We start from the raw sequence: 23,730 nt of genomic DNA, 5'->3' as shown, positions 1-23,730 counted from the left end.
CGGTGGGCAATCAGGACAGGTTGAAGGGAAGCTGGCGCAGCGGCTTGCCGGTGAGGCGGGCAATGGCGTTGGCAAACGCCGGCGCCAACGGCGGCAGGCCAGGCTCGCCCATGCCCGTCGGTGGATCCGCACTGGGCACGATGTGGACGTCGAATGCGGGGGCATCGGTAATGCGCGCCACTGTGAAGTCGCCAAAGTTGCTTTGCTCGACGACACCGTCCTTCAGCGTGATGGCCGAGCCCGCCAGGCACATCGACAGCCCCATGACTGCCGCGCCCTGCACCTGTGCTTCCACGGTGCGAGGATTCACCACCAGATTGCAATGCACGCCGGCTGTGACGCGATGCAGTTGGGGGCGACCCTCCTTAACGGAGGCCTCTACGACATAGGCCACCACGGAATCGAATGACTCGTGCACCGCGACCCCCCAGGCGCGGCCGGCGGGTAGCTTCTTCTTGCCGTAGCCGCTCTTGTCCACCGCCAGTTGCAACGCCGCGCGATGGCGCGGATGCTTGTCGCCGAACAGGCGCATGCGGTAAGCCACCGGGTCTTGCTTGGTGGCGCGCGCAATCTCGTCGAGCAGTGTCTCCATGACGTAAGCAGTGTGGGTGGAACCGACACTGCGCCACCATAGCACCGGCACGTTGGGCGTGGGGTGATGCACGGTCAGGCGCATCGGTAGCGGGTAGGGATCGCGCATGCCCTCCGTGGCCGTGGCGTCGATGCCGTTCTTGACCTGGAATTCCCCGAACACCGTGCCCGAGGTAATGGACTGGCCAACGATGACATGATCCCAGGCCAGCACCTTGCCTTGCTGGTCGAAGCCGATGCGCGCGCGATGCAGGTGCATCGGGCGGTAATACCCGCCCTTGATGTCGTCCTCGCGGCTCCATAGCATGCGAATCGGTGCCTTCATGCCGGCGGTGCGCGCAGCCTTGGCGATCGCACAGGCCTCGACCACGTAGTCGCTCGTGCTCGCGAAGCGCCGGCCAAAGCCGCCGCCCGCCATCTGTACATGGATCTTCAATTGCTCGGGCTTGAGGCCAAGTGCGCGCGCGGCAGCGGCACCGTCCAGTCCAGGGCACTGGGAGCCGACCCACAGTTCGGCGCGCTCGTCGGACAGCTGGACGGTGCAGTTCAGTGGTTCCATCGGCGCGTGCGCCAGGTAGGGGAACACGAATTCCGCGTCCAGCTGGCGCGGCGCGGTGGCCAGCGGCGTCATGTCCGCGTCGAACTGACGCCGGCCGGGCTGCGCCGCCAACTCGCGGTACTGGGCCAGCAACCGTTCGCTGTCAGCCTTTTCGACCGCGCTCGTGTTCCATTGAAGCTTCAGCGCGTCGCGCCCTTGCCTGGCCGCCCAGTAGCCGTCGGCGAGCACGGCCACGCCTTCGCCACCACGGTCCCCCGGCACGCGCAGCACGGCCTTGACACCATTGATGGCTCGTGCGGCGGTGTCGTCTACCGCGGTCAGTCGCGCGCCAAACACAGGGGGATGTGCCACCACGGCCGTGAGCTGACCGGGCAGGCGTGTGTCGATGCCGAAGTCCTGGCGCCCGCTGCTCTTGGCACGCGCATCGATGCGCGTGGTGGGCGTGCCTATGATACGAAAGTCCTTCGGGTCCTTCAGCGTGACCTTCTCCGGCACCGGCAACGCCATGGCGGCTTCGGCCAGTTCGCCGTAGGTCAGCGTACGGCCACCCGGATCCAGCACCAAACCTGCGCGGGTGCGCAGCGTGGCCACGTCCACGTTCCAGCGCGCCGCCGCCGCCGACAGCAGCATCGCGCGGGCACGGGCACCAAGCTCGCGGTACTGCGTGAAGCTGTTCTTGACCGAATGCGAACCGCCGGTGAGATGAATGCCGAACAGCGGGTCGACGTAGGCAGCGTCGTTCGAGCCGTGCCGGCTGCGCACCAGGCTCCAGTCCGCGTCGAGCTCCTCGGCCAGGATCATCGGCAAGGCAGTCTGCACGCCTTGGCCGAACTCCAGCCGGTTGACGGTCACGGTGACCTCGCCGCTGGGAGCGATCTGCACAAACGCCAATGGCTGCTGCGTCGGCTTCAGGGCGCTCGCAGCACCACCGGCATTGACGGCCTGTGCGATGGCCAGATGCGGAAATGCACCAAGCACCAGGCCGAGGGAGCCGGCCAGCTTCAGGAAGCTGCGGCGCGGCAGCATGGTGGGTTCGTCGCTCTGGCTCCGCGCCAGCAGCCGCTGTAGATTGCGCGGCATTTCGCCGTGATCGAGACTGGGAAACATGGCGGATCCTTCAGGCAAGGGCCTTGGCGGCATCGGCCACTGCGGCGCGAATGCGGGGATAGGTACCACAGCGGCAGATGTTTCCCGCCATGGCGGCGTCGATCTCGGCAGCGCTGGGTTGCTTGCCGCGAGGCAGGGATTTGAGGAAGGCAGTAGCGCTCATGACCTGGCCGCTTTGGCAGTAACCGCATTGCGCCACGTCGTGTTTGACCCAGGCCGCATAAACTACGGTTCCGACCCGGTCGCTGCCATCGGTCGCAGCTTCGATGGTGACGATGGTCTTGCCCTCGGCAGCAGAGACCGGAGTGACGCACGAGCGAATGGCCTGGCCGTCCAGATGCACGGTGCAGGCGCCGCATAGGGYAGCGCCGCAGCCGAACTTGGTGCCGGTCATGCCAAGGGAGTCGCGCAGCGCCCAGAGAATGGGCGTGCCGGGATCGACATCGATCGTATGCTTACGGCCGTTAACGTTGAGGGTGCTCATCGGGGAGGGTTCTCCGTAGGTGGTGGTCAGGGTACGAGTGCCGCGAATCGCCTGGCCTCAGCCCGCCCAGCTCTGCAGCCAGAAGGCGTACGGCGTTGGCAGCACCGACGCTGCCTGCTCGACCTTGAGGTCCCGCGCCGCCTGGAACGGCCAGTGCGGATTCGCCAGCAATGTACGGCCGAACAGCGCAAGGTCGAGCTGCCCCTCGCGAATCAGGGCGTCTGCCGCCGACGCACTCGTGATCTGCCAGCTGGTCGCAACCGGCAGCCCGGTTTGCGCGCGAATCCGTCGCGCGTAGGGAACGAGGAAGTTGGGTCCCCATGGGACTTGTTCGTCCGCGGTGGACAGTGCCAGTCCGACGTCGACGAGATCCAGGCCGGCATCCTTCAGCCATTTCAGGACCTGAACGGACTCCGCGAGTGTCTCGTCTTCCCGGCCGTTGAATTCCACGACACCCAGGCGTGCCGTCAGCGGCAGGCTATTCGGCCATACCTCTCTCACTGCGGCGACCGTCTCGATCAGGAAGCGAGCGCGATTTTCAAGGCAGCCGCCGTACTGGTCGTCCCTCGCATTGGTGAGAGCGGACAGGAAATTCTGTGCGAGGAAGCCATGGGCAAAATGAAGCTCGAGCCACTGGAATCCCGCTTGCAGGGCACGAGCGGCGGCATCCACGAAATGCTGTTGCGTGCGCCGGATTTCATCCAGGCTCAATTCGCGCGGCATATGTGGGTTTGCGGGCATGAACGGCAGCGCGCTCGGCGCCACCGGCTGCCACGCGCGCCGATCGTTCCTGTCCAGTGGGGCACCGCCGTCCCAAGGGGGCGTGCAGCCGGCCTTGCGACCGGCGTGACCGATCTGGATGCCCGCGACGGCGCCGGCGGCCCTGATGGCCTTCGCCACAGCGGCAAGGCCCGCAATGTGCGAGTCACTCCAGAGACCCACGTCGCCGGGCGTAATACGTCCCTCGGGCGACACGGCGGTCGCTTCAACGATGACGAGCCCGGCGCCACCGCGCGCCAGCATAGCGTAGTGGCTCTGATGCCAGTCGCTAAGTTGCCCGTTCTCGGCCATGTACTGGCACATGGGAGAGACGACGATACGATTTCGAAGGGTGACGCCCCTCAATGAGTAGGGGGAAAAGAGGGAGGACATCTGGCAAGCCCATGGAAAGTGGCGATGGGGCCCAGTTTGCGGGAAGGTGCCCGAAAACTGTTTGCCAATTCCGCCCCCATTATTGCCCAATCCGACGATTGCATGCCCGTCACGCCCGTTCTGGCTTCGGCCCGGTGATAGACTTCACGCAGCAAAAAGAGGGCGGAGCAGGAGCATGAACGCGCGTGAAAAGACTGGAAATCCTGGCAAGGCTGCGGCCATCGACACCCTCGCCGAGGCAATCGGTCGAATTGCCCAAAATGACGGCGACCACTTCACCGGCGTTTCGGGCCTGACGCTTCACCGCAGGAGCGCCAGCGCAGCCCCGATGCCATGCATCTACGGGTTTGGGTTAGGGGTGGTCGCTCAGGGTGGCAAGCAGGTCATGCTTGGCAACGAGGTGTTCAACTACGCCGCCGGACAATCCCTGCTGACGACGATCGACGTGCCTGTTGTGTCGAACGTCACGGTCGCGACGCCGGCCAAGCCGTTCCTTGGCCTGATGCTGGCGCTTGACCCGCGCATCGTCATGGAACTGGCCGCAGATATGGAAGGGATCAAACCTCGGAAGCAGAGTCCGAATCTCGCAATTTCCGTCAGTGACCTTGAGCCGCCCGTCCTGGACGCATTGATCCGGCTCGTACGCCTGCTCGACGAGCCGGAACTCATACCTCACGTCGCCGCATTGATTCAGCAGGAAATCGCCATTCGCCTGCTGGCGGGGGCCAATGGGCCGCTGCTTCGAAAGTTCGCGGCCACCGGCTCGCCAAGTGAGCAGATTGCCGGGGCAGTGGCCTGGCTCAAGCTGAATTTTGCACAATCGTTCCAGGTGGAGGAACTCGCTGCCAATGCACACATGAGCCCGTCGACATTCCGGCAGCACTTTCGCGCGATTACGGGGACCAGCCCGCTGCAGTACCAGAAACAGCTGCGCCTCCAGGAAGCACGTCAATTGATGCTGAGCCAGAACCTCGACGCGGGAACGGCAAGTCTGCGCGTCGGGTATGAAAGCGCATCACAGTTCAGYCGGGAATATGCCCGGCTTTTCGGTGCTCCCCCTTTGCGGGATATCCAACGAATGCGCGTTAGCTGAAAGCCAGTCGCAGGTTTTCTACGCCAATGTTCTGGCGCAACGAGTCCAGCCATGTAAGGCGTGGGACGATTGAAGCAGGCCTGCGTCGTTCGCCCTTGCCGTACGCGCTGAATCGTGTTCGCGTGGTCCCGTTGGGACGCGGACAAGCCTCACGTCTTGCTGGTCCACCCGATCTGGTCGCTTCTGCGTTGCCCGATTAGGTCACCCGGGTTGGTTTCACGAGCACGTTGCATACCGGCCAGGATCTCGAAGGCATCGCTCATGCAGAAGCGAGCCTCGCGAGCCAGGCGCGGCGACAGCGGGGACAGATCGTCGAAGTCCTTGGCGCTCAGCGCGCTTCCCCTTCCGTACCGGGATGTCTTGCGTTGCGTTGATCGCGACGGGTTGCGCCGCCTTGACGACGCGTTGGTTGGTGAACGAAAGCGGGGTCGTTACGCAGGCTTCATTGCTCCCACATTTGCCAGCCACGCTGAAGGATCCGCTGGCATCGCCGCGGCGTGACGCAGGATGAAGTCACGAAAGGCCCGTGCAGGAGCCCGCGGCGCCAGTGCGCAGTTCCACACCATGACAACCGGCTCTACCTGGCTTGCCAGCTTGAACGGAAGCACACGGGCCATATTCGCCGCCGCCAACTGGGCGGCGATGCGCTCGGGATACACAGCCAGGAAGTGCGCGGCCTGCAGTAGATTGACCGTCATGGTTACGTCGCTGGTTCGGATGCCGCGCTGCGGTGGCGGCATCTCCAGGGCGCGGAAAGCGGTGTGCAGGTGATGCAGCATGCGTGCCCCCTGAGCGGGGATGCACCATTGCTGATCGACCAGATCCTGCGCGGTGATGTGACGCTGCCGCAGCAGTGGATGCGTCATGCTGGCCACGATGACCAGTTTCTGTCCCGGAATGATGGGCGCGTAGAGCAGATCCTTGCGCTCAAGGCGCGGATCTTCGTAGGCAAACAACAGATCGAGTTCGCCCTCGTCGACCTGGTTGATGAGCTCGATGATCCCGCCATCGATCACGCTGATGTCGACCCCCGGATTGCCTTCATGGAACGCGCAGATCAACTGCGCCAGGAGGGGCTGGACCGATGTGGTCCGGTAGGCCATGCTCATCTGACCCCGCGTGCCCTCGCGCACCGCTTGCAGGGACTCGGCCAGGCGGCTCAGCTGCGCCGTTACCAATGCCGCGCCCTCGATCATCTCCTGGCCGATCTCGGTGGCTCGCATGCCGCGGCGTCCGCGCTCGAACAAGGGCATGCCGACGATGGCCTCCACTTCCGCCAATGTCTTCGACACCGCTGCCGGGCTGATATGGAAGCGTGCCGCCACTTCGGCGGCACTTTGCAGTTCGTCGAGTGCAAGGATGACGCGCAGATGCCGGAACTTGAGGCGGGCGAGGAGGGCATGAACGGGATGGACGGCGGACGGCATTGGGCAAACTCACGGGGGGCGAACTACAAGGATCTAGTATTAACCAAATGCTCAACAACTCTCAAGTTTAATTCGCTTTTGGTTGATGATGGACTTCTCTATAGTGGTCCCGGGCTGCCCCATGAGCACGCCCCTTCCCGTACTGGCTGGCCATGCAGCGCTGCCGTTTATGCGACACCGGGAAGCACAAGACCCAAGGTCAGGAGACGAGTACATGAGCATATTTAGTGCAGCAGCCAGGGCGGCCATATTCGGCTTCAGCCTTGCCACCGCAAGTTTTGCAGCCGGTGCAGCCTGGCCGGAGCGTCCACTGCGACTGGTTGTGCCGTTCCCTGCAGGCGGGTCCTACGACATCATCGCGCGAACGCTGTCCCGGAAGCTGGAGAAGAGGCTGGGGCAGCCGGTCGTGGTCGAGAACATCGCGGGCGGCGCCACCGTGCCCGGCGTTATGTCAGCTCTGAAGGACAAGCCGGAAGGCTATACCCTGCTGCTCGCCAGCGATGGCTCGCTCAACATCAACCCGCACGTCATCAAGGGCCTGCGCTACAACCCCGATACCGAGCTCACGCCCGTCACCATTCTGACCACGGTGCCGCACTGGATCGTTGCCCGCTCCGACCGCAAGGAACGGAACCTGGCGGACTTGAAAGCCTATATCCAAGGCAACCCCGGGAAGGTCTCGAYCAGCATCAATACCGTGGCCGGTGCGGCCCACTTGGCGCTGGCCAACTGGAAGCAGCGCAATGGCCTGGACTTTGCCATCGTCCCCTATCGCGGGTCGCCGCCGGCAATGGCAGATCTCATCGGCGGCCAGACCGACGCGCACGTCGACGTGATCGGCTCTTCGGTGGCCTACGTCACCGACGGCAAGGTCAAGCCCCTGGCAACCCTGCAGAGCCACGCCGTCGCCCAGTTCCCGAAGCTCGAGACGCAAAAGGCCGATAGCCCGGATGGGCTGTTGGTGAGCGCCAATCTGGCGCTGGTGGTGCGGACAGGTACGCCCCAGCCAATCATCGAGCGGCTGTACAAGGAAGTGAATAGCAGCGTGGAAGAGCCTGACTTCCTCGCACGCCTGCAGTCGCTCGCTTACGAACCCGTGCTGACCCCGCCCGCGCAGGCCCGTAAATTTCTCCAGGCCGAGTCCGCCCGCTATGGCGCGATCGCCAAGGCAGTCAACCTGGATGCGAACTGAAGCCATGCACACCAAGGATAAGAAGATGCGCTTTGTCATTGCCCTGATGCGGCATGAAACCAATACGTTCTCGCCGATCGCGACGCCGCTCTCGTCATTCTGCCGCGGCACCGGCGTGGATGGGCCGACCTCCGGCGAGGCAGCCATCCGGGCCTGCGAAGGCACCAACAATGCCGCCGCGGCCTTTATCGACATGGTGCGCAGCCAGGGCGACGAGTTCGTCATGCCGCTGCTGGCCAACGCGGTGCCAAGCGGCATCGTGACCGCCGAGGCGTTTGAATCGATGACGGCATCCATCGTGGCGGCGGTGCGCGAAGGATGCGACGCCGTCATGCTCGACCTGCACGGCGCGATGGTGGCGCAGGGCTATCCCGATGCCGAGGGCGAACTGCTCAGGCGCATCCGTGCCGTGGCGCCGGACGTGCCCATTGCTGTGGCGCTGGATTTCCACGCCAACTTCAGCGAAGCGCTGGTGGGCAATGCAACGGCCATCGCCGGCTACTGCACCTATCCCCACGTCGACGTGTACGACACCGGCACGCGTGCCGCGCGCACGCTGATGGCCGCGCTGCGCGGCGAGGCCACGCCGGTCATCCTGTCGCGCACCTTGCCGATGCTCACGCATATGCTGCGGCAGACCCCGCAGGACCAGCCCATGAAAGACATCATGGACCGCGCCATGGCGGCGGAGCGCGATGGCGAAGTGCTCAATGCCTCGGTGTTTGGCGGATTTCCGCTCGCCGATATCCCGCACGTTGGCCTGACCGTGGTGATCGTGGCAGATGCCGGGCGCGAGCATGCCGCGCGCCAGTTGCTGGACGAACTGACGGCAATGGCCTGGGCACGCCGCGCCGATTTTGTCTTCCCGGTCGAGCCGATGGCGGAGTCGGTAGCGCGCGCCAAGACGCTCGACGGCGGCCCCGTGGTACTGGTGGACCATGGCGACAACTGCGGCGCCGGCGGCCCTACCGACCAGATGAGCGTGCTGGCCGAAGTGATGCGCCAGGGCCTCGACGATGTCGTGGCCGGCCCGTTCTGGGATCCGGCCGCGGTGGCGCGGATGATCGAGGCTGGCGTCGGCCAGCAGATTACGCTCGCGGTGGGCGGGCGGACCGACATGCCCGCGTTGCAACTCAAAGGCCAGCCCCTGATGCTGACCGGGCGGGTGAAGTGCATTACCGATGGCAACTACCAGGTGACCGGACCGATGTTTACCGGCGTGCGGCTCAGTCTTGGCCGTGTGGCCGTACTCGACGTGGACGGTGTGCTGGTGATGGTCTGCGAGAAGCCGCAGGAGCCATTCGACACCGGCGTGTTCACGCATGCAGGCATCGACCTGGCGCGCAAAAAGTACATCCTGATCAAGTCGCGCCAGCATTTCCGCGCGGGGTTCGGTCCGATTGCCCGGCATGTCGTGTTGGTAGCCGGACCGGGGGTGTGCAGTTCGGACTACAGCCTGTTTCCATTCAAGAACCTCCGGCGGCCGATTTATCCGCTGGAACCGGACACCACGCTGGACCTGGCCGCGGCGTAAGCCGGCACGAAAACTGAGGACTCAGACATGCACAATCGCTTCTTCTTACGCAAGCTGGCCGCCGCCTTCATCGCCGCCGTTGCCGCGGCGAGCGTACCGGCCACGGCCGTTGCCGCCGGCGCCGACACTCCCACCCGCATCGTCGTTGGCTTTGCAGCGGGCGGCGCACTGGACGTTTTCGCGCGCACCCTCGCGGAGAAGCTGCGCGTCTCACTTGGCGAAACCATTCTGGTCGAGAACCGGCCCGGGGCTTCAACCCGGCTCGCGCTCGAATCGGTGAAGCGGTCCGCGCCGGATGGGAAAACCATCCTTATCTCGCCCGCGCCACCGTTCACTATCTTCCCATTGACCTACAAGCGGCTGCCGTACGATCCCGACAAGGATCTGGTGCCTGTTGCTTATCTGGCGGACGTGCCCCTGGTCGCTTCGGCCAGCGTCAACCAGCCTTACAAGACGATGTCGGAATATATCGCATGGGTGAAGCGCAATCCGACCTCCACCGGGTTCGGGCTGGTCACACTGGGTGGCACCGTGCACTTCGGCGTGCTCACGCTGCGCAACTGGTATTCCGCGTTCGTCCCTGCGGGCACCCCTGCCGCGACTGTTGCGCGTCTTGAGAAGGCACTGCTGGATGCTGTGAAGGATCCTGAGGTGCGCGCGAAGATGGCGGCTCTTGGCATGGAGATGGCAGGTCAGCCTGGCGCGGAAGCCCACAAGACGATCCTTGCACAACGGGCGCAATGGAAGCCCATTGTCGATGCCTCTGGATTTACGGCCGACGACTGACGCCAAAACGGCATGACCACGGTATCTGCCATGCCGCTTAACGCCGCGACGATGGGCGAAGAACGCTAATCCTCCACGTCGTCCATTTGGCAGTCGGGCGAATGCCATCGCAGCGCGGCTTATGCGTGTAGCTCGGCGACTATGCGTTCCGCGAGAAAATCGCAGGGTGGCCGGTTCGACGTGACACTCCGCGCAAGTACGATCTCGAGCGTGCCAATCTCAGGCAGACCCTGCGCTGGCCCGAGCAGCGTAAAGTCAGGCGGCACTGCACACCGCGCCAGTGGGGTGATGGCGAGACCGGCTCGGGCCATGGTTAGCAGGCCCAGCAGACTCGGGCTCTCATATGATGTTCGATACGCAATCTTTTCGCGCTCAAGGCTCCGAATCGCCTTCTCGCGTGCGACGCTTCCAGGCAGAAACACAGCAATGGGTAGCGGCCGCTCTCGCCAGATTTCAGTGGAGCCCGGGGCGGCTGCCCACACCATCGGTTCATGCCGCAAGAACTCGCCGGTCAGCCCTTTGACACGCGTCGCGCAGACGAGATCCACTGTGCCGTCTCGCAGCATCGGCGCTAGCGCGACGCTGGGCAGCCCGATCACCTGGATTTCGACCTTGGGATAGCTGGCCGAGAACTTCTTGAGAATCGGTGGGAACAGCGACGACGCGTAATCGTCAGGTACGCCGATCACCACGCGGCCAGTGACGTCCGGTCGCACGACCGCGGCCCACGCCTCATCGCGTAGTGCAATGATCCGGCGCGCGTACGCCAGAAGCACCTCTCCGTCCTGCGTCGGAATCACGCTGCGCGGCTTGCGTACGAAGAGCGCTTTGCCAAGGGCCAATTCCAGCGTTTTGATCTGCATGCTCACCGCCGACTGCGAGCGATGCACGAGTTCGCCAGCTCGGCTGATCGTGCCTGTGTCTGCAACGGCGATGATCATGGTGAGAACGTCGACGTCGAGGGCATTCCTCTCGGTGCTCATGTTTATTCTTCCGTGGAGAGATATCAGAAAATCTGAACGATTCCATCAATATTATGCGATTTTCTTTTTGGGTGCGGTGCAGCAAAGTCTGCGAAACGGAGTTAGACATGAATGCACGAGCGCCCCTGACTACGCTGGCTCTTGCCGGCGCCTGGCCACAACCCTCTTTTGTTTCCACTGCCTCCGGCACCTCCGTTCCATACGTGGAAGCTGGGAGCGGCGAGCCAATGGTATTCGTGCACGGGTCGCTGTGCGACTACCGCTATTGGGACCCGCAGCTCGCTTCGCTCTCGAAGAACTTCCACTGCTTCGCTCCGAGCCTGGGCCACTATTGGCCGGAAACCAACGCATTCGGACGCGGCGACTTCAGTTGGGAGGCGCACGTCGCTGAAATTGCGGAGTTCATCGAGGCGCTGGGTCTCGGGCCGGTCCATCTGGTCGGCCACTCGCGTGGCGGCTGCATCGCGTTTCATCTGGCGCGCGAATACCCTCACGTGGTGAAGACGCTCACGCTCGCTGATCCAGGCGGCCCGTTGCAGGCAACGCCGCAAGCAGAAGCCGCCAAATTGCCGCCGGCCACCCATGCGTTGCGAGCGAAGGCCGCAGAACTGATTGAGCAAGGCGAATTCGATGCCGGTCTGAATCTGTTTGTAGACTCGGTAACCATGCCTGGTTTCTGGAGCAAGAGTTCCCAGAGCTTCCGCAGCATGGCGCTCGATAATGCGCTCACACTGCCGAAGCAGCTGCTTGACCCGTTGCCCGCCTACACACGTGAAGCCGCCCGTGAAATCCAGTGTCGAACGTTGCTGATCGATGGGCAAAAGAGTCCGCGAATGTTCCGTAGCACGGTCGAGAAGCTTCAAGAATGGATCGGGCGCGCTGAGCGTCAGACAATTGCCGGAGCCTCTCACGGCATGAATATTGCCAACCCAGGCGCGTTCAATCGGGCGGTTGCCAAGTTGGCTAGCTAGCGGGGCCTTGTGTCCAGGGCACACATGGGATTCTCTCGCCTGAGGGGGGCGGCCTGTTGCGGGGCAAACAGTCTGGCGAGAACTGGAGCGGCAAGGCTTTGACGTGACCTACCTGGAGGTCGGCCCCGACGGCCTTATCGACTTCGACACGCCCGCAGCGTGCTGCGCCCCGATAGCATCGTCTCGGTGGTGATGGTGAACAACGAGATCGGCGTGATCCAGCCGATCGCCGAAAGCGCCTCAGCCGTCCTACCCTCGCAGCAAAACGCAATTAATCGCCTGAGCGGAGGACAAGACACGTTCAGTGTCGACCGGAATCGCCTCGATGGAGCAGGTCTCGGAACATCAAATCTCATTTTTTGCCTACGCTAACAGTAGCGTAGGCTTGCAGGATGCCGCTTGGGCGGTTCTGGAGAAGCCGGCTGCCGCGCACCCGCGGGCTCGCACGCGGGTGAGGATTCCACGCCATATCCGGTACTTGTCGTCCGGGTTGATGGCGAGATCCTCGCCTGCACCCGTCCGTAGATGTAGCTCTGCAAACAGTTCTGGTCGGCAATCCGGAACAGATCGAAATTCCACTCTTGCGCTTAAGCGACGAAAATGCTGGCCGCTTCTGGCCGTAATGGTTCCGAGGGCAGCGACCGAACCCTGCTGTATTTCGGTTGTCTGACCCTGTTCGTCGCTTTGGCAACGCCCGCCGGTTACCTGGTTGATATACAGACGTCGTACATACTCAAGAACCAGTTGCATGCGACGGCGACGCAGATCGCGACATTCCGGCTGGTTACGGGCATCCCAGTCTACCTTGCGTTCGCTTTTGGCCTCGCGCGCGACCTATGGAACCCGCTGGGATTGCGGGATCGCGGCTTCTTCCTGATCTTCGCTCCGGTGACCGCGGTGGCATTCATCTGGATGGCGTTTGCAGGTTTCTCATACGCGGGACTGGTCGCCGGGATGCTGCTGGCAATGCTGTCGTCCCGATTTGTCGCCGCGGCCTATCAGGGGTTAATCGCGCTAGTGGGCCAGGAGAAAAGCATGTCCGGGCGCCTGAGCGCTCTGTTGAATGTGGCCGGCTCCGTCCCGGTCGTTGCGGGAGCATTTGCTTCCGTATACGTCTCCGATCATTTTGCCGTGAAAGAGGCTTTCTTCCTGGTGGCGGCGGTCAATCTACTGGTTGCCGCATTGGGGCTCTGGAAGCCCATTTCCGTCTTCGGCCATGCCTACGAGAAGCCGCAAGCCAGGGGCGCAGATCTCGTTGGGAATGCCAGGCGGCTGGTGAGGCATAAGGCCGTTTATCCAGCGGTTCTCATCTGCTTTCTGTGGAACTTTGCGCCAGGAGCGGCCACGCCGCTTCAGTTCTATCTGACCAATGAGCTGCATGCAGCGGATTCCGTTTACTCGTACTACAACGGGATTTTTGCCGCCGCCTTCATCCCGACATTTTTGCTGTATGGTTTTCTGTGCAAGAAAGTGGCGCTGAACAAGCTGCTGTGGTGGGGCACGATCGTCGCAGTGCCGCAGATGATTCCGCTGGCATTCATTCACTCAGCCAATCTCGCGCTTGTATTGGCGGCACCGATAGGACTCATGGGCGGTGTAGCCACGGCAGCATACTTCGATCTCGCGATGCGATCCTGTCCGCCAGGCTTGCAAGGAACCTTGATGATGCTGGTCGATGGCGTTCTCGCGCTCTCGGCCCGTGCCGGCGATCTGTTGGGTTCATGGATCTATAACAGCAGCCCAACGCACGGTTTCACATACTGTGTGATCGCGACGACCGTAGTGTACGCACTGATCCTGCCTTTGATCCCGCTGGCGCCGAGAGCATTGATTGCTACCAGGGATGGCGAGCCAAATCCGGAGGTGGAGGCCGAGGTGCTAAACGAGGTCCGGGAGACTGTCGACCAAGCGCACTCGCGAACGCGAGTTCCTGGGCGAGATGGTTAGATGAAGGCATGGTGCGGCTTCCGGATGAGACCACTATCCTTCGCTTCCGGCATCTTCTGGAAACGCACGATCTGAGCAACAAGATGTTTTCCGTAGTCAGCGATCTCCTCCGCGCGAAAGGCTTGATGCTGAAGACTGGCACGGCAGTGGATGCGACGTTTGCCTCGGCGCCCGGGTCCACCAAGAACGCAGGGGGCGAGCGTGACCCGGAAATGCACTCCCCTGAGCAGGGGCACGTGCAAATCCAGCATCGGATGTGACGCGCAACTTGAGGATAGGCGTTGCATCTGAGCACACGTCCGCGGCGGGCTGTCGGGATTTTTGTATGCCAACGTAGTGGCGCGCGCGGCCGATACGAACCAATACATTAAGAGCCTCTGTCCGCTACAGCCGGGATACATATCCATCCTTCAATGCTGCATATGCAACAGATACCCGCCGCCTTGGTTGGGGCGCTTGCAGACCCTAGAGCAAAAGGTAGACGACATGACAACGAAATCCACAGTTCGCAGCGCGCTCCGATTCGCGGCTGCCGCAGGTGCGGCAGGGCTGGCTGCCACGCTACTCATTGGCACCGCGCACGCGGCGGCGCCGCAACCCGCAATACCGGAGATTGGCTTCGTCCAGGTCAACCCCGATATCAAGCTGAGGCGCCTGGTCGTACACAATGCCGCCGCCAGTGGCACCGTGCTGTTCCTGCATGGATTCCCCGAGACGCTGTACGCGTGGAAAGACATCGCGTCCTCCCTGGCCCAGAACTATGAAGTTCACGCGTTCGACTGGCCCGGCTATGGCGAGTCGTCTCGTCCCGCCGCCGACAAGTTTGCCTACGCCCCCAGCGACTACGCAAAGGTGCTCAAGGACTATATCGCCACTGCCGGAATCGACACGCAGCATCTTGTGATCTACGCGACGGACATTGGCGCGCTGCCGGCCCTGCTGGCGGCCATCGACGACCCGGCCATTGCAAAGCGCATCGTCGTCGGCGACTTCGCGCCGTTCAACCGGCCGCAGTTCATGCAGGAGCGTCTTCAGGGGCTCAAGGATCCCGCGACGGCCGAGGCGGTCCATGCCGCCTTTAACCGCGCACGTGACGAGATCTTGCAGAACGCCTTTATTCGTGGGCTTCCCGAGTCTTTACGCTATGAAGTCACACCGGAATTTAAGGCAGACATCGCCCATGGATGGCAAAACGGCGCGCTGACGTCTGCCGACTCGTTCTATCACTACTACTCTCACTTCACGCGTGACCAGGACTATTTCGAAGCCAACCTGGGCAAGCTGAAGACTCCCGTCAGCRTCATCTGGGGGGAGAAGGACATCTATATTCAAAAGGAAATGGGTCAGGAGCTGGCCAATCGCGCGGGGCTGGATTTCCACGTCCTTCCGAGTATTGGCCACTATCCGCATTTGCAGGACAAGGCCGCAACCATTGCCGAAGTAAGAGCCGCATTTGACGCCAAATAATCCACGGCATTCCGGCCGGTGTCACGGTTGGCGCCGACTACGCGGTGAAGCCGTTTGTTCTCGCTTGCCCGCGCGCCATTGATATGTGGCCGGCTTGAGGCGGAAGCCCTTTTTGTCCATCAGAAGTCAGGAGTCTGCGCAACTCTCACTCTTGCAGGACAGACAGAGTGCCAGGACCATCAAGATGGGTTCTCCGGGTGCTTACAACGCCTCGCCGTCCTTTAGCGTCCGTTTCCGCAGATCGCGTCGCAGCGGCGCTTCAGGCACGTGGCCGGTCGATCTTCCAGATGTAAGGGTTACCCCTAGTCAATCATTCCCGATTTTTGGGACTCGTGGTTTTGATTTTTGGGAACGAGGTCCTATTCTTGGCACCTATGTTGAATCCCGTCGATAACCCAAGCGCCTTGAAGCCCGCGACCTCCACGCCCGCCGAACCCGGGCAGCCAGCCGGCGGGGCCGATCGCGTGCTGTTCGTGCTGGCGGCGCTCGCACAACACGGCGCGCCGATCACCGTGCGGGAGCTCGTCGCCAAGACCGGCCTGCCCAAGAGCACGCTCTACCGGCAACTGGTAATGCTCAAGCGCTGGGGCTTTGTGCTGGAGTCCGACGGCGAGTACGCGCCGGGCCCGATCAGCCTGCAACTGGCGCTCGGTTTTGACATGGCCTCCCACCTGGCCCGCGAAGCCTTGCCCGACATGCGGCTATTGGCACAGCAGTCGGATGAAAGCGTGGGCCTGATCGTCGCCGTCAAGGATCACGCCGTGTGCCTGGAGATGGTGGAAAGCCGCCAGTCGCTGCGCTGCTCGTTCGAAAAGGGGCGCGGCGTGCCGCTGCGCGCCGGTGCGTCGGCCAAGTCGCTGCTGGCGTTCATGCGCGACGAAGCGCGCGAGCGTCTCGTCCATGCCCTGTGCGAGCCAGGCGAATCCGAGCAGCTGCTGGCTGAACTCGCCGCCATTCGCGAGGCCGGCTACGCCGTCAGCGAGGGCGCGGTGGATCCGGGCGTGTGGGGCGTGAGCGCGCCTCTCTTCTCGCGGCGCAGCAAGGCAGATGCGCTGGGTTCCATCACGCTGATGGTGCCGGCGACACGCCGGCAAGGGCGCGAAACCGCTCTGATCGCCATGACCGTGGCAGCGGCAATGCGGATTTCTGCCCGGCTGCAGTCTTACTGAACACAAGGCAAATCATTACCACTGCCGTCGACAAACCGCTACGACGGCCGCCGCTTCGCTACCGAGTAAAAAAGGAGACCTCCATGAACCTACGTCGCAAATGCCTGATGGCCGGCCTGACGGCCCTGATCAGCCTGACTTTCGGCGTCGCCGCCCACGCTGAGGACAGCGCCGTGCTGCGTGTGGCCACCGACGCCACCTTCCCGCCGATGGAATTCGTCGAGAACGGCAAGCGCACCGGCTTTGATGTGGAACTCGTTGAGGCCATGGCCAAGGTGATGGGCAAGCGGGTTGAGTGGACCGACATCGACTTCAAGGGCCTGGTCCCCGGGCTGGTCTCGCGCCGCTTCGACATGGCCGTGTCCGGCATCTACATCACCCCCGAGCGCAGCAAGGTGGTGGACTTCACCGAGCCGTACTACACCGGCGGCCTGGTGGCACTGGTCAAGAGCGGCAACACCACCATCCACACCCCGGTCGATCTGAACGGCAAGAAGGTCAGCGTGCAGGTGGGCACCAAGTCGGTCAGCTTCCTGCGCGACACGTATCCACAGGTGCAGCGCGTGGAAGTCGAGAAGAACCAGGAAATGTTCAGCCTGGTCGAGATCGGGCGTGCCGACGCCGCCGTGACCGGCAAGCCGGCCGCTATGCAGTACGTCAAGACCCGAGGCGGCCTGCGCATGGTGGAGCAGCCGTTGACCACCGAGGAATACGGCATGGCCGTGCGTAAGGACACGCCCGAGCTCACGCGCGCCCTCAATGCCGCACTGACCAAGGTGAAGGCCGATGGAACCTACGCCAAGCTGACCCAGAAGTGGTTCGGCAACGCCGCCAACGCAGCCGCCAAATAAGCCGCGCGAATCATCATCATGGAACTGGATTTTTCTCCTGTCTTTGCCGGTTGGCCTGACATCCTCCACGGCGCCATCGTCACCGTGGAGGTGACCGCCTGCGCGCTGGTGCTGGGTTGCATCATGGGCCTGCTGGTCGGCATCGGCCGGCTGGACCCGAAGCGTCGTGTCATCTATGGCATCTGTACTGCCTATGTGACGTTCATTCGCGGCACGCCGCTGCTGGTGCAGCTGTTCCTGCTGTTCTTCGGGCTGCCGCAATTCGACATCCTGCTGCCGGCCTTTGTGTGCGGCGTGATCGGGCTGGGCATCTATTCCGGCGCCTATGTGTCGGAAATCGTGCGCGGCGCCATTCAATCCGTGGACAAGGGCCAGATGGAAGCGGCTCGCTCGATCGGCATGTCTTCCGGCCAGGCCATGCGCGCAGTGATCCTGCCGCAGGCCATCGTGCGGATGATTCCACCGCTGGGCAATGAGTTCATCGCCCTGATCAAGAACTCGGCGCTGGTGTCGCTGCTGACCATTGCCGACCTGATGCACGAGGGCCAGAAGATCATCAGCGTGTCGTACCGGTCGCTGGAAGTCTATCTGGCGATCGCACTGGTTTATCTGATCCTGACGAGCGCAGCCGGGCTGATCCTGCAACGCGCAGAAAAACGGCTGCGCATGGGAGGCATGGTGCAATGAGCGATTCCGCAATCATCCGGATCCGGAACCTGGGCAAATCATTCGGAGGCCATTCGGTCTTGCGCGGCATCGACTTCGATGTGGAACCGTCGCAGGTCGTGGTTGTGATCGGCCCCAGCGGCTCGGGCAAGAGCACCTTCCTGCGTTGCTGCAACGGCCTGGAACAACCTGAGGCCGGCACCATCGACATCGTCGGCAAGCGGCTGGTGACCGAGGGCCAACTGATCGGCGAGCACGAACTGAACCAACTGCGCACGGAAGTGGGTATGGTGTTCCAGTCGTTCAATCTGTTCCCGCACCTGTCGGTACTGCACAACGTCACGGTGGGCCCCCGCATGCTGCGCGGCATCTCGCGCGAAGAAGCCGAGCGCAAGGCGATGAGCCTGCTTGAGAAAGTCGGTCTTGCGCACAAGGCCCAGGCCATGCCCGCCAGCCTGTCGGGCGGCCAGAAGCAGCGCGTGGCCATTGCCCGCGCACTGGCCATGGAGCCGCGCGTGATGCTGTTCGACGAGCCGACCTCAGCACTGGACCCCGAGCTGGTCGGCGAAGTGCTGCAGGTGATGAAGGTGCTGGCCGCCGAAGGCATGACCATGGTCGTGGTCACCCATGAAATGGGCTTTGCCCGCGAAGTGGCCGATGTGGTGGTGGTCATGGATGGCGGCGGCATCATTGAGGCGGGGCCGCCGTCGGTCATCTTTTCGGCGCCGACGCAGGAACGCACGCGTGGCTTCCTGCAGGCCGTGCTGACGCGGGCATGAGCATGGCTGTGACCCAGAATCCCTGGCAGGGCCGTGTCGACAGCGGCGAGCGCGGCGACACCACGCGCCTGTTCCGCATCGTACATGTGCTGGAAGCAGCAGACCCGACGCCCCTGAGCGGCGCGCCGGTGCTGCTCGGCTTCAGTTGCGACACCGGCGTGCTGCGCAACCAGGGCCGCCCCGGCGCCGCGCACGGCCCGGACGCCATCCGCCAGGCGCTGGCCAACGTGCCGGCGCACGGACTGCCCGCGTTGTACGACGCGGGCAATGTCGGCTGCGAGGACGGCGACCTGGAATCGGCCCAGCGGGCGCTGGCGGAAACCGTACGCGACGCGCTGGCGCGTGGCGGGCTTCCGCTGGTGCTGGGCGGCGGCCATGAAGTGGCCTGGGGCACGTGGCAAGGCCTGCGCGCGCACCTGGATGCACAGGACGATGGCGGGCGCGTACTTATCATCAATATCGACGCCCACTTCGACCTGCGCACCAGCCGGCCCGCAAGCTCCGGCACGCCGTTCGATCAGATCGCCAACGCGTGCGCAGAGCGAGGGCAGCCGTTCGACTATATCTGCCTGGGCGTCAGCCGCCTCAGCAATACGCCGGCGCTTTTCAGCCGCGCCGATGCGTTGGGCGTTTGCTATGTGGAAGACGTGGACATGCAGGAGCGCCACCTGCCATCGCGTCTGGCGGAACTGGCAGCGCGCATCGATGCCACCGACCACTTGTACCTGACCATCGACCTCGACGCACTGCCGGCGGCCGTGATGCCGGGCGTGTCGGCACCTGCCGCCTATGGCGTGCCGTTACCGGTGGTGGAGGAGGTGGCCTTGCTCGCGCGCCGCAGCGGCAAGCTGCGCGTGGCCGACCTGGCGGAATACAACCCGCAGTATGACCGCGACCACCAGGGCGCACGCGTGGCGGCCCGCCTGGCCTGGCGCCTGTTTGGCTGACAGGCAGGTCACTTCCCTGGCCGCGGGCCGACCTGAGCGCTTCGGCGCTTCTGTACTCCGGAGCGCCGGTGCGGATATTGCGCGATTCAGTCACTTTGAGCGATCGTTTCCCTGTGGGGGCTTGAACAAGGGTTTATACCGGGGCATTCTACGGACTCCGTTCGCATACAATGATCGAAATGATCACAATGGATGCTCGGTTCGATCAAATTCGATGTGTCGCGCAGGGTAGCGTGACGGCGTCGAATAGAGCGACGGACTCCAGCGAACAGGAGACCAGACATGCAAAACCCTTCGCGTTTTCGGCGCCAGGCGGTCCACGCGATTCTCTTGATGGGAATGGCCACTGTCATCCCCGGCTTCGGCCTGGCGCACGCCCAGGGCAGTGCCGATCGCATCGTTCGCATCGTCGTGCCCTTCGGCCCCGGCGGAGGCTCGGACGTGCTGGCCCGATTGATTCAGCCCCGGCTCGCCGAGACGCTGAGATCCACGGTCATCATCGAGAACCGACCGGGTGCCGGTGGCACGCTTGGCGCGGGCGTTGTCGCCAAGGCGGCGCCAGACGGCACGACATTGCTGTTGACGGATGCCAGCGTAGCTACCATCGCGCCCGCGCTGTACGCGAAACTCACTTACGCGACCAAGGACCTGACACCGGTCATTAGCCTGGCGCAGTTCCCCAATCTCCTGGTGGCGCCAACACGGTTACGGGCGAATACGCTGGCGGAACTGGTGGCAGAGCAGCGCTCCCATCCGCAGCCGTTGTCGATTGCATCGAGCGGAAACGGCACTAGCACTCACCTGACAGCGGAGTTGCTGAAGAGCGTGACGCATCTGCCGCTAACGCACGTGCCGTACAAAGGCAGTGGCGCGGCAATCAGCGATACGGCAGGCGGCCAGGTCGATCTGCTCTTCACTGGCTACGCGACGGTTGCCCAGCTCATCAAGGCCGGGCGATTGAAGCCGATCGCGGTCACTTCGCCCAAGCGCCTGCCAGAGTTGCCCCAGGTGCCCACTGTCGCGGAGAGTGGCTTTCCAGGCTTCGAGTCATGGATCGCGCAAGTGGTCTTTGCCCCGGCGGGTACGCCGCGCGAAGTGGTGCAGAAGCTGAATGTGGCAATTGCCGATGCGCTCCGGCAACCCGATGTGGCAGCGAAGATGCGGCAGCAGGGCCTGGAGCCTTACGGGAATTCACCCGATGAGTTTTCTACCTGGATTGACGGACAGTCACGCTTGTGGGCACGTGTGATCCGCGAGTCAGGGGCAAAGCCTGAATAGAAAGACGCTTTGGCAGGCCCAGCGCACGCTGCATTGGCGGGATGCCCGAGCTTGCCCAAGACAAAGGTCTCGTAGCCGGCGGTTGCGGGACCTTTACGCCTTTCTGACCAACGCATGCCATCATGCAAATTCTCCATCTCAAGATTAATCGAGCCAATCAATTGAAGGGTCAGTAGCTGCACCTGTCTGTTCCCCGATGGAGCGTTGACGACGTGCCCCCATTTCAAAATGGAAGAAGCTGACCCGTGAGCTGCTTCGAAAGGGCGAGCCGCGCATGCTGATTGTTGATGAGGTCCAACATCTGCAGCCGGGACCTATCGGGAACAGCGGTCGTCCCTGAACCTGCTGTAGTACCTGGGAAATGAATGTTGAGCCTGGGTCGCACGAATGACAATCGTCAACAACAGTTGTTCTGGCGAGCATCCCTTGATCATCAAAATTGCAATTAATCGCCAGGATTCCCGACCCAACCTGAAACCGGGGTTTGGCAGCACAGGCCACCGTGGCCGCGTGCCCGGCGTCGTCCTCCGGCAGGTAGGGGAGTGGCCAAAGGCGGGGGGCAAATCCGGCAGGAAGGGAGAGCATGGCGTACAGACTCCATTGGAGAACCTCCATGCGCATCTCGATCGGGGCATGCATTAAAGCGGAGGGAACGGCAGCAACTGACCGACCACTGAACGAACGGCAAGTGAAACTGCTCAACCGACTGCTCGATGGCTTCGAAGGGACGCTCACCAGTTCCAAGTGGGCGGCGATCGCCAAATGCTCCCCAGACACCGCGCTGCGCGACATCACTGAACTGCTCGCACGTGGCGTATTGCGCAAATCGGATGCAGGTGGGCGCAGCACCAGCTATGAGTTGAACGACCTATCCGAGTAGGCACGCCTCCGGGACATGACTTGGCTCGTGGGGGGAGCGGCGCCTTCATGGACCCTTGCCAACGCCTTCGGAAGGAGGCCAAGATGGACTTCGTTCACCGCAAGGCGCTTCAGCGCCCCTCCCGGTGCCGAAACTCGTCTGGTGGCACACCCATCAGGCGATGGAACATAGCCATGAACGCCGATGCGCTGCTGTAACCAAGGTGGGATGCAATCTCCTCGACCGTGTGCGCAGCATTGAGTAGAGGTATCGCTTTGACAACCCGGAGACGTTGTTTCCATTCGGCCAATGACATACCTAAATTCTTTTACGCGCGCCTTGCTAGCGTCCGTTCGGTCGTTTTGGCCAGCTCAGCGAGTGCGGGCAGTTTGGGAATATCGCCAGGAGAATTTTCCAGGAGTCGGAGGATAGGTACTAACAGTGGGTCGGTTGTGTACGGGAGGTAACTGCCAGTCGCCTTGCTATGAATAAGCTGGTCGAGTAGGACTTGATACAGGCGCAGATTCTCCATTGAGGGAGAGGAGGTGACGTCCGCCGTGCTCAAATGGTCGAGGATGGCGCGCATCAATGGACTTACGGAAATCGTGCAAGGGACGCTGGCGAGACCAGTACATAGGCGTGAGTGCACTGTGAACAAGCAATGGCGTGTTGCAAGTCCCCAAATGCTCAAAGGGAGCTGAGCCGGTGGTAGCCAAATGCCAGAGATCGGGGGAGCGACAAGTTGAGTATCTTCTAGCCTGACCTCGATGATTCCGTTGAACGAGTACAGGAAGACACCACTAACCTCGCTCATCTTGAGTGTGGGAACGGCGTCGGCATCATGCACTGCATGGAAGGAAAAGTTCTCCGCAGACCGCTTTCCGGGGAGTTGCTGTGCTACAGATGTGCGGAAATGCATCGACTTCCTGACGCCCTTTTTTGACCGACCGGTGCAAGTGCCGAGGGCAGGCGGATGGTAAGCATGCTGGTGGTGTGGGTTGGTAGTAGGCCGAAGTGGCATTGCGACGCTCTCCGGTTGGACCGTGAGTCGGGGGGCAATAGCTAGATGAAGACGTGATCGGTACGATAGGCGGCGCCGTTGCACGCTTTGCACTGCGCGGACACATCGCCACGATGCGCGCTGGCGACAACATGAAGTCCGTATTGGCAGCCTTTTCCTTTGCTCCTTTACGATGTCGTTCAGAAACGCGTAGATCGTGCTGCCTTCATGGAGGCTCGACATGCTAGTAGTCCAACGTTTCGGAGAAAGATACTTCGGTCTTCTGCGCGAGGGGATGTCGGATTGGGGTCGCAAGCACGAGCTTGTCGGTGCTGAAATGCACCAGATCGAGGCCGTCCGAATTGATCGGTCCGGATATGATGCCCAAGTCTGTACTTCCATTGTATGGGTGCAGGTAATATGTTGCCTACGCCTATTCCCGACGTCTTGCATGAACTGCGGAGATTCCTGCGGATTTCGGCACAGCCATGATCTTCCGAGCGCAAGCTTGGGAGCTCTAATTCGAAGTCAGGTCGATGCTGAATACGGTACAGATGCGAGGTGCGCGCAGACGAAACGAGAGAGTACGAGAAGTCGTTTGCTGAAGAAGTGATCGGCCCCCGCCATCGTCACCACGGCGACGGACTGGCTCTCCGCCCATCGCGGTATCGTGGTAATGGGCACTCGGATATCGCACTCCCCATGGACAATAAGTGTGTCAGGCGGTAGCCCGGGCAGGGTAGTCCCTGCCACCGTCCACCTTGCCCAGTCCGAGCCCGGCGACCACTAGTACAACATCCCGTAAATAGATTTAATAATTATCAGGCTGTAGGTACGGCTCCAGGAGCGTGACGACCACCTGGGCCATCTCGTCGAGCGAGCCTGCGC

General features: G+C 62.5%; 21 protein-coding genes and 3 pseudogenes. 17 read left to right on the top strand and 7 right to left on the bottom strand.

Annotated features, from left to right (window positions below):
* Positions 1-10: 10 nt before the first annotated feature.
* Genes AC1DO7_RS30455 through AC1DO7_RS30445 form a run of 3 tightly spaced genes read right to left on the bottom strand, consistent with a single transcriptional unit; the run spans position 11 to position 3,893 of the window.
* Entirely contained in the window at positions 11-2,257 is a 2,247-nt protein-coding gene (locus AC1DO7_RS30455; RefSeq protein ID WP_441643613.1) for a xanthine dehydrogenase family protein molybdopterin-binding subunit, read from the bottom strand.
* A gap of 10 nt (positions 2,258-2,267) precedes the next feature.
* Positions 2,268-2,741 (bottom strand): (2Fe-2S)-binding protein, encoded by a 474-nt coding sequence (locus AC1DO7_RS30450; RefSeq protein WP_477116927.1) that lies wholly within the window; start codon positions 2,739-2,741, stop codon positions 2,268-2,270.
* Between the two features lie 57 nt (positions 2,742-2,798).
* Complete coding sequence (locus AC1DO7_RS30445; protein WP_441623455.1) at positions 2,799-3,893, bottom strand: NADH:flavin oxidoreductase/NADH oxidase; 1,095 nt, start codon at positions 3,891-3,893, stop codon at positions 2,799-2,801.
* Positions 3,894-4,068: 175 nt separating this feature from the next.
* Here AC1DO7_RS30445 and AC1DO7_RS30440 point away from each other — a divergent pair, with 175 nt between their 5' ends.
* Complete coding sequence (locus AC1DO7_RS30440; protein ID WP_441623453.1) at positions 4,069-4,986, top strand: AraC family transcriptional regulator; 918 nt, start codon at positions 4,069-4,071, stop codon at positions 4,984-4,986.
* Between the two features lie 431 nt (positions 4,987-5,417).
* On the opposite strand, the gene AC1DO7_RS30435 is transcribed toward AC1DO7_RS30440, so the two are convergent.
* Complete coding sequence (locus AC1DO7_RS30435; protein ID WP_441623451.1) at positions 5,418-6,413, bottom strand: LysR family transcriptional regulator; 996 nt, start codon at positions 6,411-6,413, stop codon at positions 5,418-5,420.
* A 214-nt stretch (positions 6,414-6,627) separates the two neighbouring features.
* Between AC1DO7_RS30435 and AC1DO7_RS30430 the strand changes: the two genes are divergently transcribed.
* The 3 genes from AC1DO7_RS30430 to AC1DO7_RS30420 are packed head-to-tail and all read left to right on the top strand — an operon-like array spanning position 6,628 to position 9,925.
* Positions 6,628-7,605: a Bug family tripartite tricarboxylate transporter substrate binding protein gene (locus AC1DO7_RS30430; protein ID WP_477116926.1), complete on the top strand. Its 978-nt coding sequence runs from the start codon at positions 6,628-6,630 to the stop codon at positions 7,603-7,605.
* Between the two features lie 25 nt (positions 7,606-7,630).
* Complete coding sequence (locus AC1DO7_RS30425) at positions 7,631-9,139, top strand: M81 family metallopeptidase (protein ID WP_441623477.1); 1,509 nt, start codon at positions 7,631-7,633, stop codon at positions 9,137-9,139.
* 27 nt (positions 9,140-9,166) lie between these two features.
* The gene (locus AC1DO7_RS30420; protein WP_477116925.1) at positions 9,167-9,925 is read left to right on the top strand and encodes a Bug family tripartite tricarboxylate transporter substrate binding protein; all 759 of its coding nucleotides are present in this window, start codon (positions 9,167-9,169) and stop codon (positions 9,923-9,925) included.
* A gap of 119 nt (positions 9,926-10,044) precedes the next feature.
* Here the strand turns inward: AC1DO7_RS30420 and AC1DO7_RS30415 are convergent, their stop codons facing one another.
* Positions 10,045-10,908 carry a LysR substrate-binding domain-containing protein gene (locus tag AC1DO7_RS30415; protein WP_441623446.1) on the bottom strand — a complete coding sequence of 288 codons (864 nt, stop codon included), beginning with the start codon at positions 10,906-10,908 and terminating at the stop codon, positions 10,045-10,047.
* A gap of 107 nt (positions 10,909-11,015) precedes the next feature.
* Here AC1DO7_RS30415 and AC1DO7_RS30410 point away from each other — a divergent pair, with 107 nt between their 5' ends.
* From AC1DO7_RS30410 to AC1DO7_RS30350, 13 genes and pseudogenes are all read left to right on the top strand, one after another.
* A complete protein-coding gene (locus AC1DO7_RS30410) occupies positions 11,016-11,879 on the top strand; it encodes an alpha/beta fold hydrolase (RefSeq protein ID WP_441623444.1) in 864 nt (287 codons plus the stop codon).
* Between the two features lie 76 nt (positions 11,880-11,955).
* Positions 11,956-12,107, top strand: a pseudogene (locus AC1DO7_RS30405) (aminotransferase class V-fold PLP-dependent enzyme); the annotation flags it as partial.
* 372 nt (positions 12,108-12,479) lie between these two features.
* Positions 12,480-13,826: an MFS transporter gene (locus tag AC1DO7_RS30400; RefSeq protein WP_441623443.1), complete on the top strand. Its 1,347-nt coding sequence runs from the start codon at positions 12,480-12,482 to the stop codon at positions 13,824-13,826.
* Positions 13,823-14,059 (top strand): annotated as a pseudogene (locus AC1DO7_RS30395) (IS5/IS1182 family transposase); the annotation flags it as partial. The gene AC1DO7_RS30400 and the pseudogene AC1DO7_RS30395, both read left to right, overlap by 4 nt.
* Positions 14,060-14,312: 253 nt before the next feature.
* Positions 14,313-15,293 carry an alpha/beta fold hydrolase gene (locus AC1DO7_RS30390; RefSeq protein ID WP_477116924.1) on the top strand — a complete coding sequence of 327 codons (981 nt, stop codon included), beginning with the start codon at positions 14,313-14,315 and terminating at the stop codon, positions 15,291-15,293.
* Between the two features lie 374 nt (positions 15,294-15,667).
* Positions 15,668-16,462, top strand: a complete 795-nt coding sequence (locus AC1DO7_RS30385; protein ID WP_441623475.1) for an IclR family transcriptional regulator — start codon at positions 15,668-15,670, stop codon at positions 16,460-16,462.
* Between the two features lie 83 nt (positions 16,463-16,545).
* On the top strand, positions 16,546-17,313 hold the full coding sequence (locus tag AC1DO7_RS30380) for a transporter substrate-binding domain-containing protein (protein ID WP_441623439.1): 768 nt from the start codon (positions 16,546-16,548) through the stop codon (positions 17,311-17,313).
* Between the two features lie 18 nt (positions 17,314-17,331).
* Positions 17,332-18,000, top strand: coding sequence for an amino acid ABC transporter permease (locus AC1DO7_RS30375; RefSeq protein ID WP_441623437.1), 669 nt, complete (start codon positions 17,332-17,334; stop codon positions 17,998-18,000).
* The gene (locus tag AC1DO7_RS30370; RefSeq protein WP_441623435.1) at positions 17,997-18,758 is read left to right on the top strand and encodes an amino acid ABC transporter ATP-binding protein; all 762 of its coding nucleotides are present in this window, start codon (positions 17,997-17,999) and stop codon (positions 18,756-18,758) included. Before AC1DO7_RS30375 ends, AC1DO7_RS30370 begins: the two co-directional genes overlap by 4 nt.
* Entirely contained in the window at positions 18,755-19,705 is a 951-nt protein-coding gene (hutG, locus tag AC1DO7_RS30365) for a formimidoylglutamase (RefSeq protein WP_441623433.1), read from the top strand. The genes AC1DO7_RS30370 and hutG overlap by 4 nt, the downstream gene beginning before the upstream one ends.
* A 282-nt stretch (positions 19,706-19,987) precedes the next feature.
* Positions 19,988-20,983: a Bug family tripartite tricarboxylate transporter substrate binding protein gene (locus AC1DO7_RS30360; RefSeq protein ID WP_441623432.1), complete on the top strand. Its 996-nt coding sequence runs from the start codon at positions 19,988-19,990 to the stop codon at positions 20,981-20,983.
* Positions 20,984-21,203: 220 nt separating this feature from the next.
* Complete coding sequence (locus tag AC1DO7_RS30355) at positions 21,204-21,323, top strand: hypothetical protein (protein ID WP_441623473.1); 120 nt, start codon at positions 21,204-21,206, stop codon at positions 21,321-21,323.
* Positions 21,324-21,653: 330 nt separating this feature from the next.
* Positions 21,654-21,863 (top strand): annotated as a pseudogene (locus tag AC1DO7_RS30350) (DUF4172 domain-containing protein); the annotation flags it as partial.
* 109 nt (positions 21,864-21,972) lie between these two features.
* Here the strand turns inward: AC1DO7_RS30350 and AC1DO7_RS30345 are convergent.
* On the bottom strand, positions 21,973-22,158 hold the full coding sequence (locus tag AC1DO7_RS30345) for a helix-turn-helix domain-containing protein (protein WP_441623430.1): 186 nt from the start codon (positions 22,156-22,158) through the stop codon (positions 21,973-21,975).
* A gap of 928 nt (positions 22,159-23,086) precedes the next feature.
* Positions 23,087-23,257: a LysR substrate-binding domain-containing protein gene (locus tag AC1DO7_RS30340; RefSeq protein WP_441623472.1), complete on the bottom strand. Its 171-nt coding sequence runs from the start codon at positions 23,255-23,257 to the stop codon at positions 23,087-23,089.
* Between the last annotated feature and the right edge of the window lie 473 nt (positions 23,258-23,730).

Source organism: Cupriavidus sp. 05N40, from assembly GCF_056397305.1.
The sequence above is the reverse complement of the archived record's forward strand: the minus strand, read 5'-3'. Positions and strand labels throughout refer to the sequence as shown.

Excerpts from the sequence above, each read along its gene's own strand:
- AC1DO7_RS30455 (WP_441643613.1), bottom strand. The coding sequence starts at position 2,257 with ATGTTTCCCAGTCTCGATCACGGCGAAATGCCGCGCAATCTACAGCGG.
- AC1DO7_RS30345 (WP_441623430.1), bottom strand. The coding sequence starts at position 22,158 with ATGTCATTGGCCGAATGGAAACAACGTCTCCGGGTTGTCAAAGCGATA.
- AC1DO7_RS30415 (WP_441623446.1), bottom strand. The coding sequence starts at position 10,908 with ATGAGCACCGAGAGGAATGCCCTCGACGTCGACGTTCTCACCATGATC.
- AC1DO7_RS30425 (WP_441623477.1), top strand. The coding sequence starts at position 7,631 with ATGCGCTTTGTCATTGCCCTGATGCGGCATGAAACCAATACGTTCTCG.
- AC1DO7_RS30385 (WP_441623475.1), top strand. The coding sequence starts at position 15,668 with ATGTTGAATCCCGTCGATAACCCAAGCGCCTTGAAGCCCGCGACCTCC.
- AC1DO7_RS30445 (WP_441623455.1), bottom strand. The coding sequence starts at position 3,893 with ATGTCCTCCCTCTTTTCCCCCTACTCATTGAGGGGCGTCACCCTTCGA.
- AC1DO7_RS30420 (WP_477116925.1), top strand. The coding sequence starts at position 9,167 with ATGCACAATCGCTTCTTCTTACGCAAGCTGGCCGCCGCCTTCATCGCC.
- AC1DO7_RS30400 (WP_441623443.1), top strand. The coding sequence starts at position 12,480 with ATGCTGGCCGCTTCTGGCCGTAATGGTTCCGAGGGCAGCGACCGAACC.
- AC1DO7_RS30380 (WP_441623439.1), top strand. The coding sequence starts at position 16,546 with ATGAACCTACGTCGCAAATGCCTGATGGCCGGCCTGACGGCCCTGATC.
- AC1DO7_RS30375 (WP_441623437.1), top strand. The coding sequence starts at position 17,332 with ATGGAACTGGATTTTTCTCCTGTCTTTGCCGGTTGGCCTGACATCCTC.
- AC1DO7_RS30410 (WP_441623444.1), top strand. The coding sequence starts at position 11,016 with ATGAATGCACGAGCGCCCCTGACTACGCTGGCTCTTGCCGGCGCCTGG.
- hutG (WP_441623433.1), top strand. The coding sequence starts at position 18,755 with ATGAGCATGGCTGTGACCCAGAATCCCTGGCAGGGCCGTGTCGACAGC.
- AC1DO7_RS30435 (WP_441623451.1), bottom strand. The coding sequence starts at position 6,413 with ATGCCGTCCGCCGTCCATCCCGTTCATGCCCTCCTCGCCCGCCTCAAG.
- AC1DO7_RS30360 (WP_441623432.1), top strand. The coding sequence starts at position 19,988 with ATGCAAAACCCTTCGCGTTTTCGGCGCCAGGCGGTCCACGCGATTCTC.
- AC1DO7_RS30370 (WP_441623435.1), top strand. The coding sequence starts at position 17,997 with ATGAGCGATTCCGCAATCATCCGGATCCGGAACCTGGGCAAATCATTC.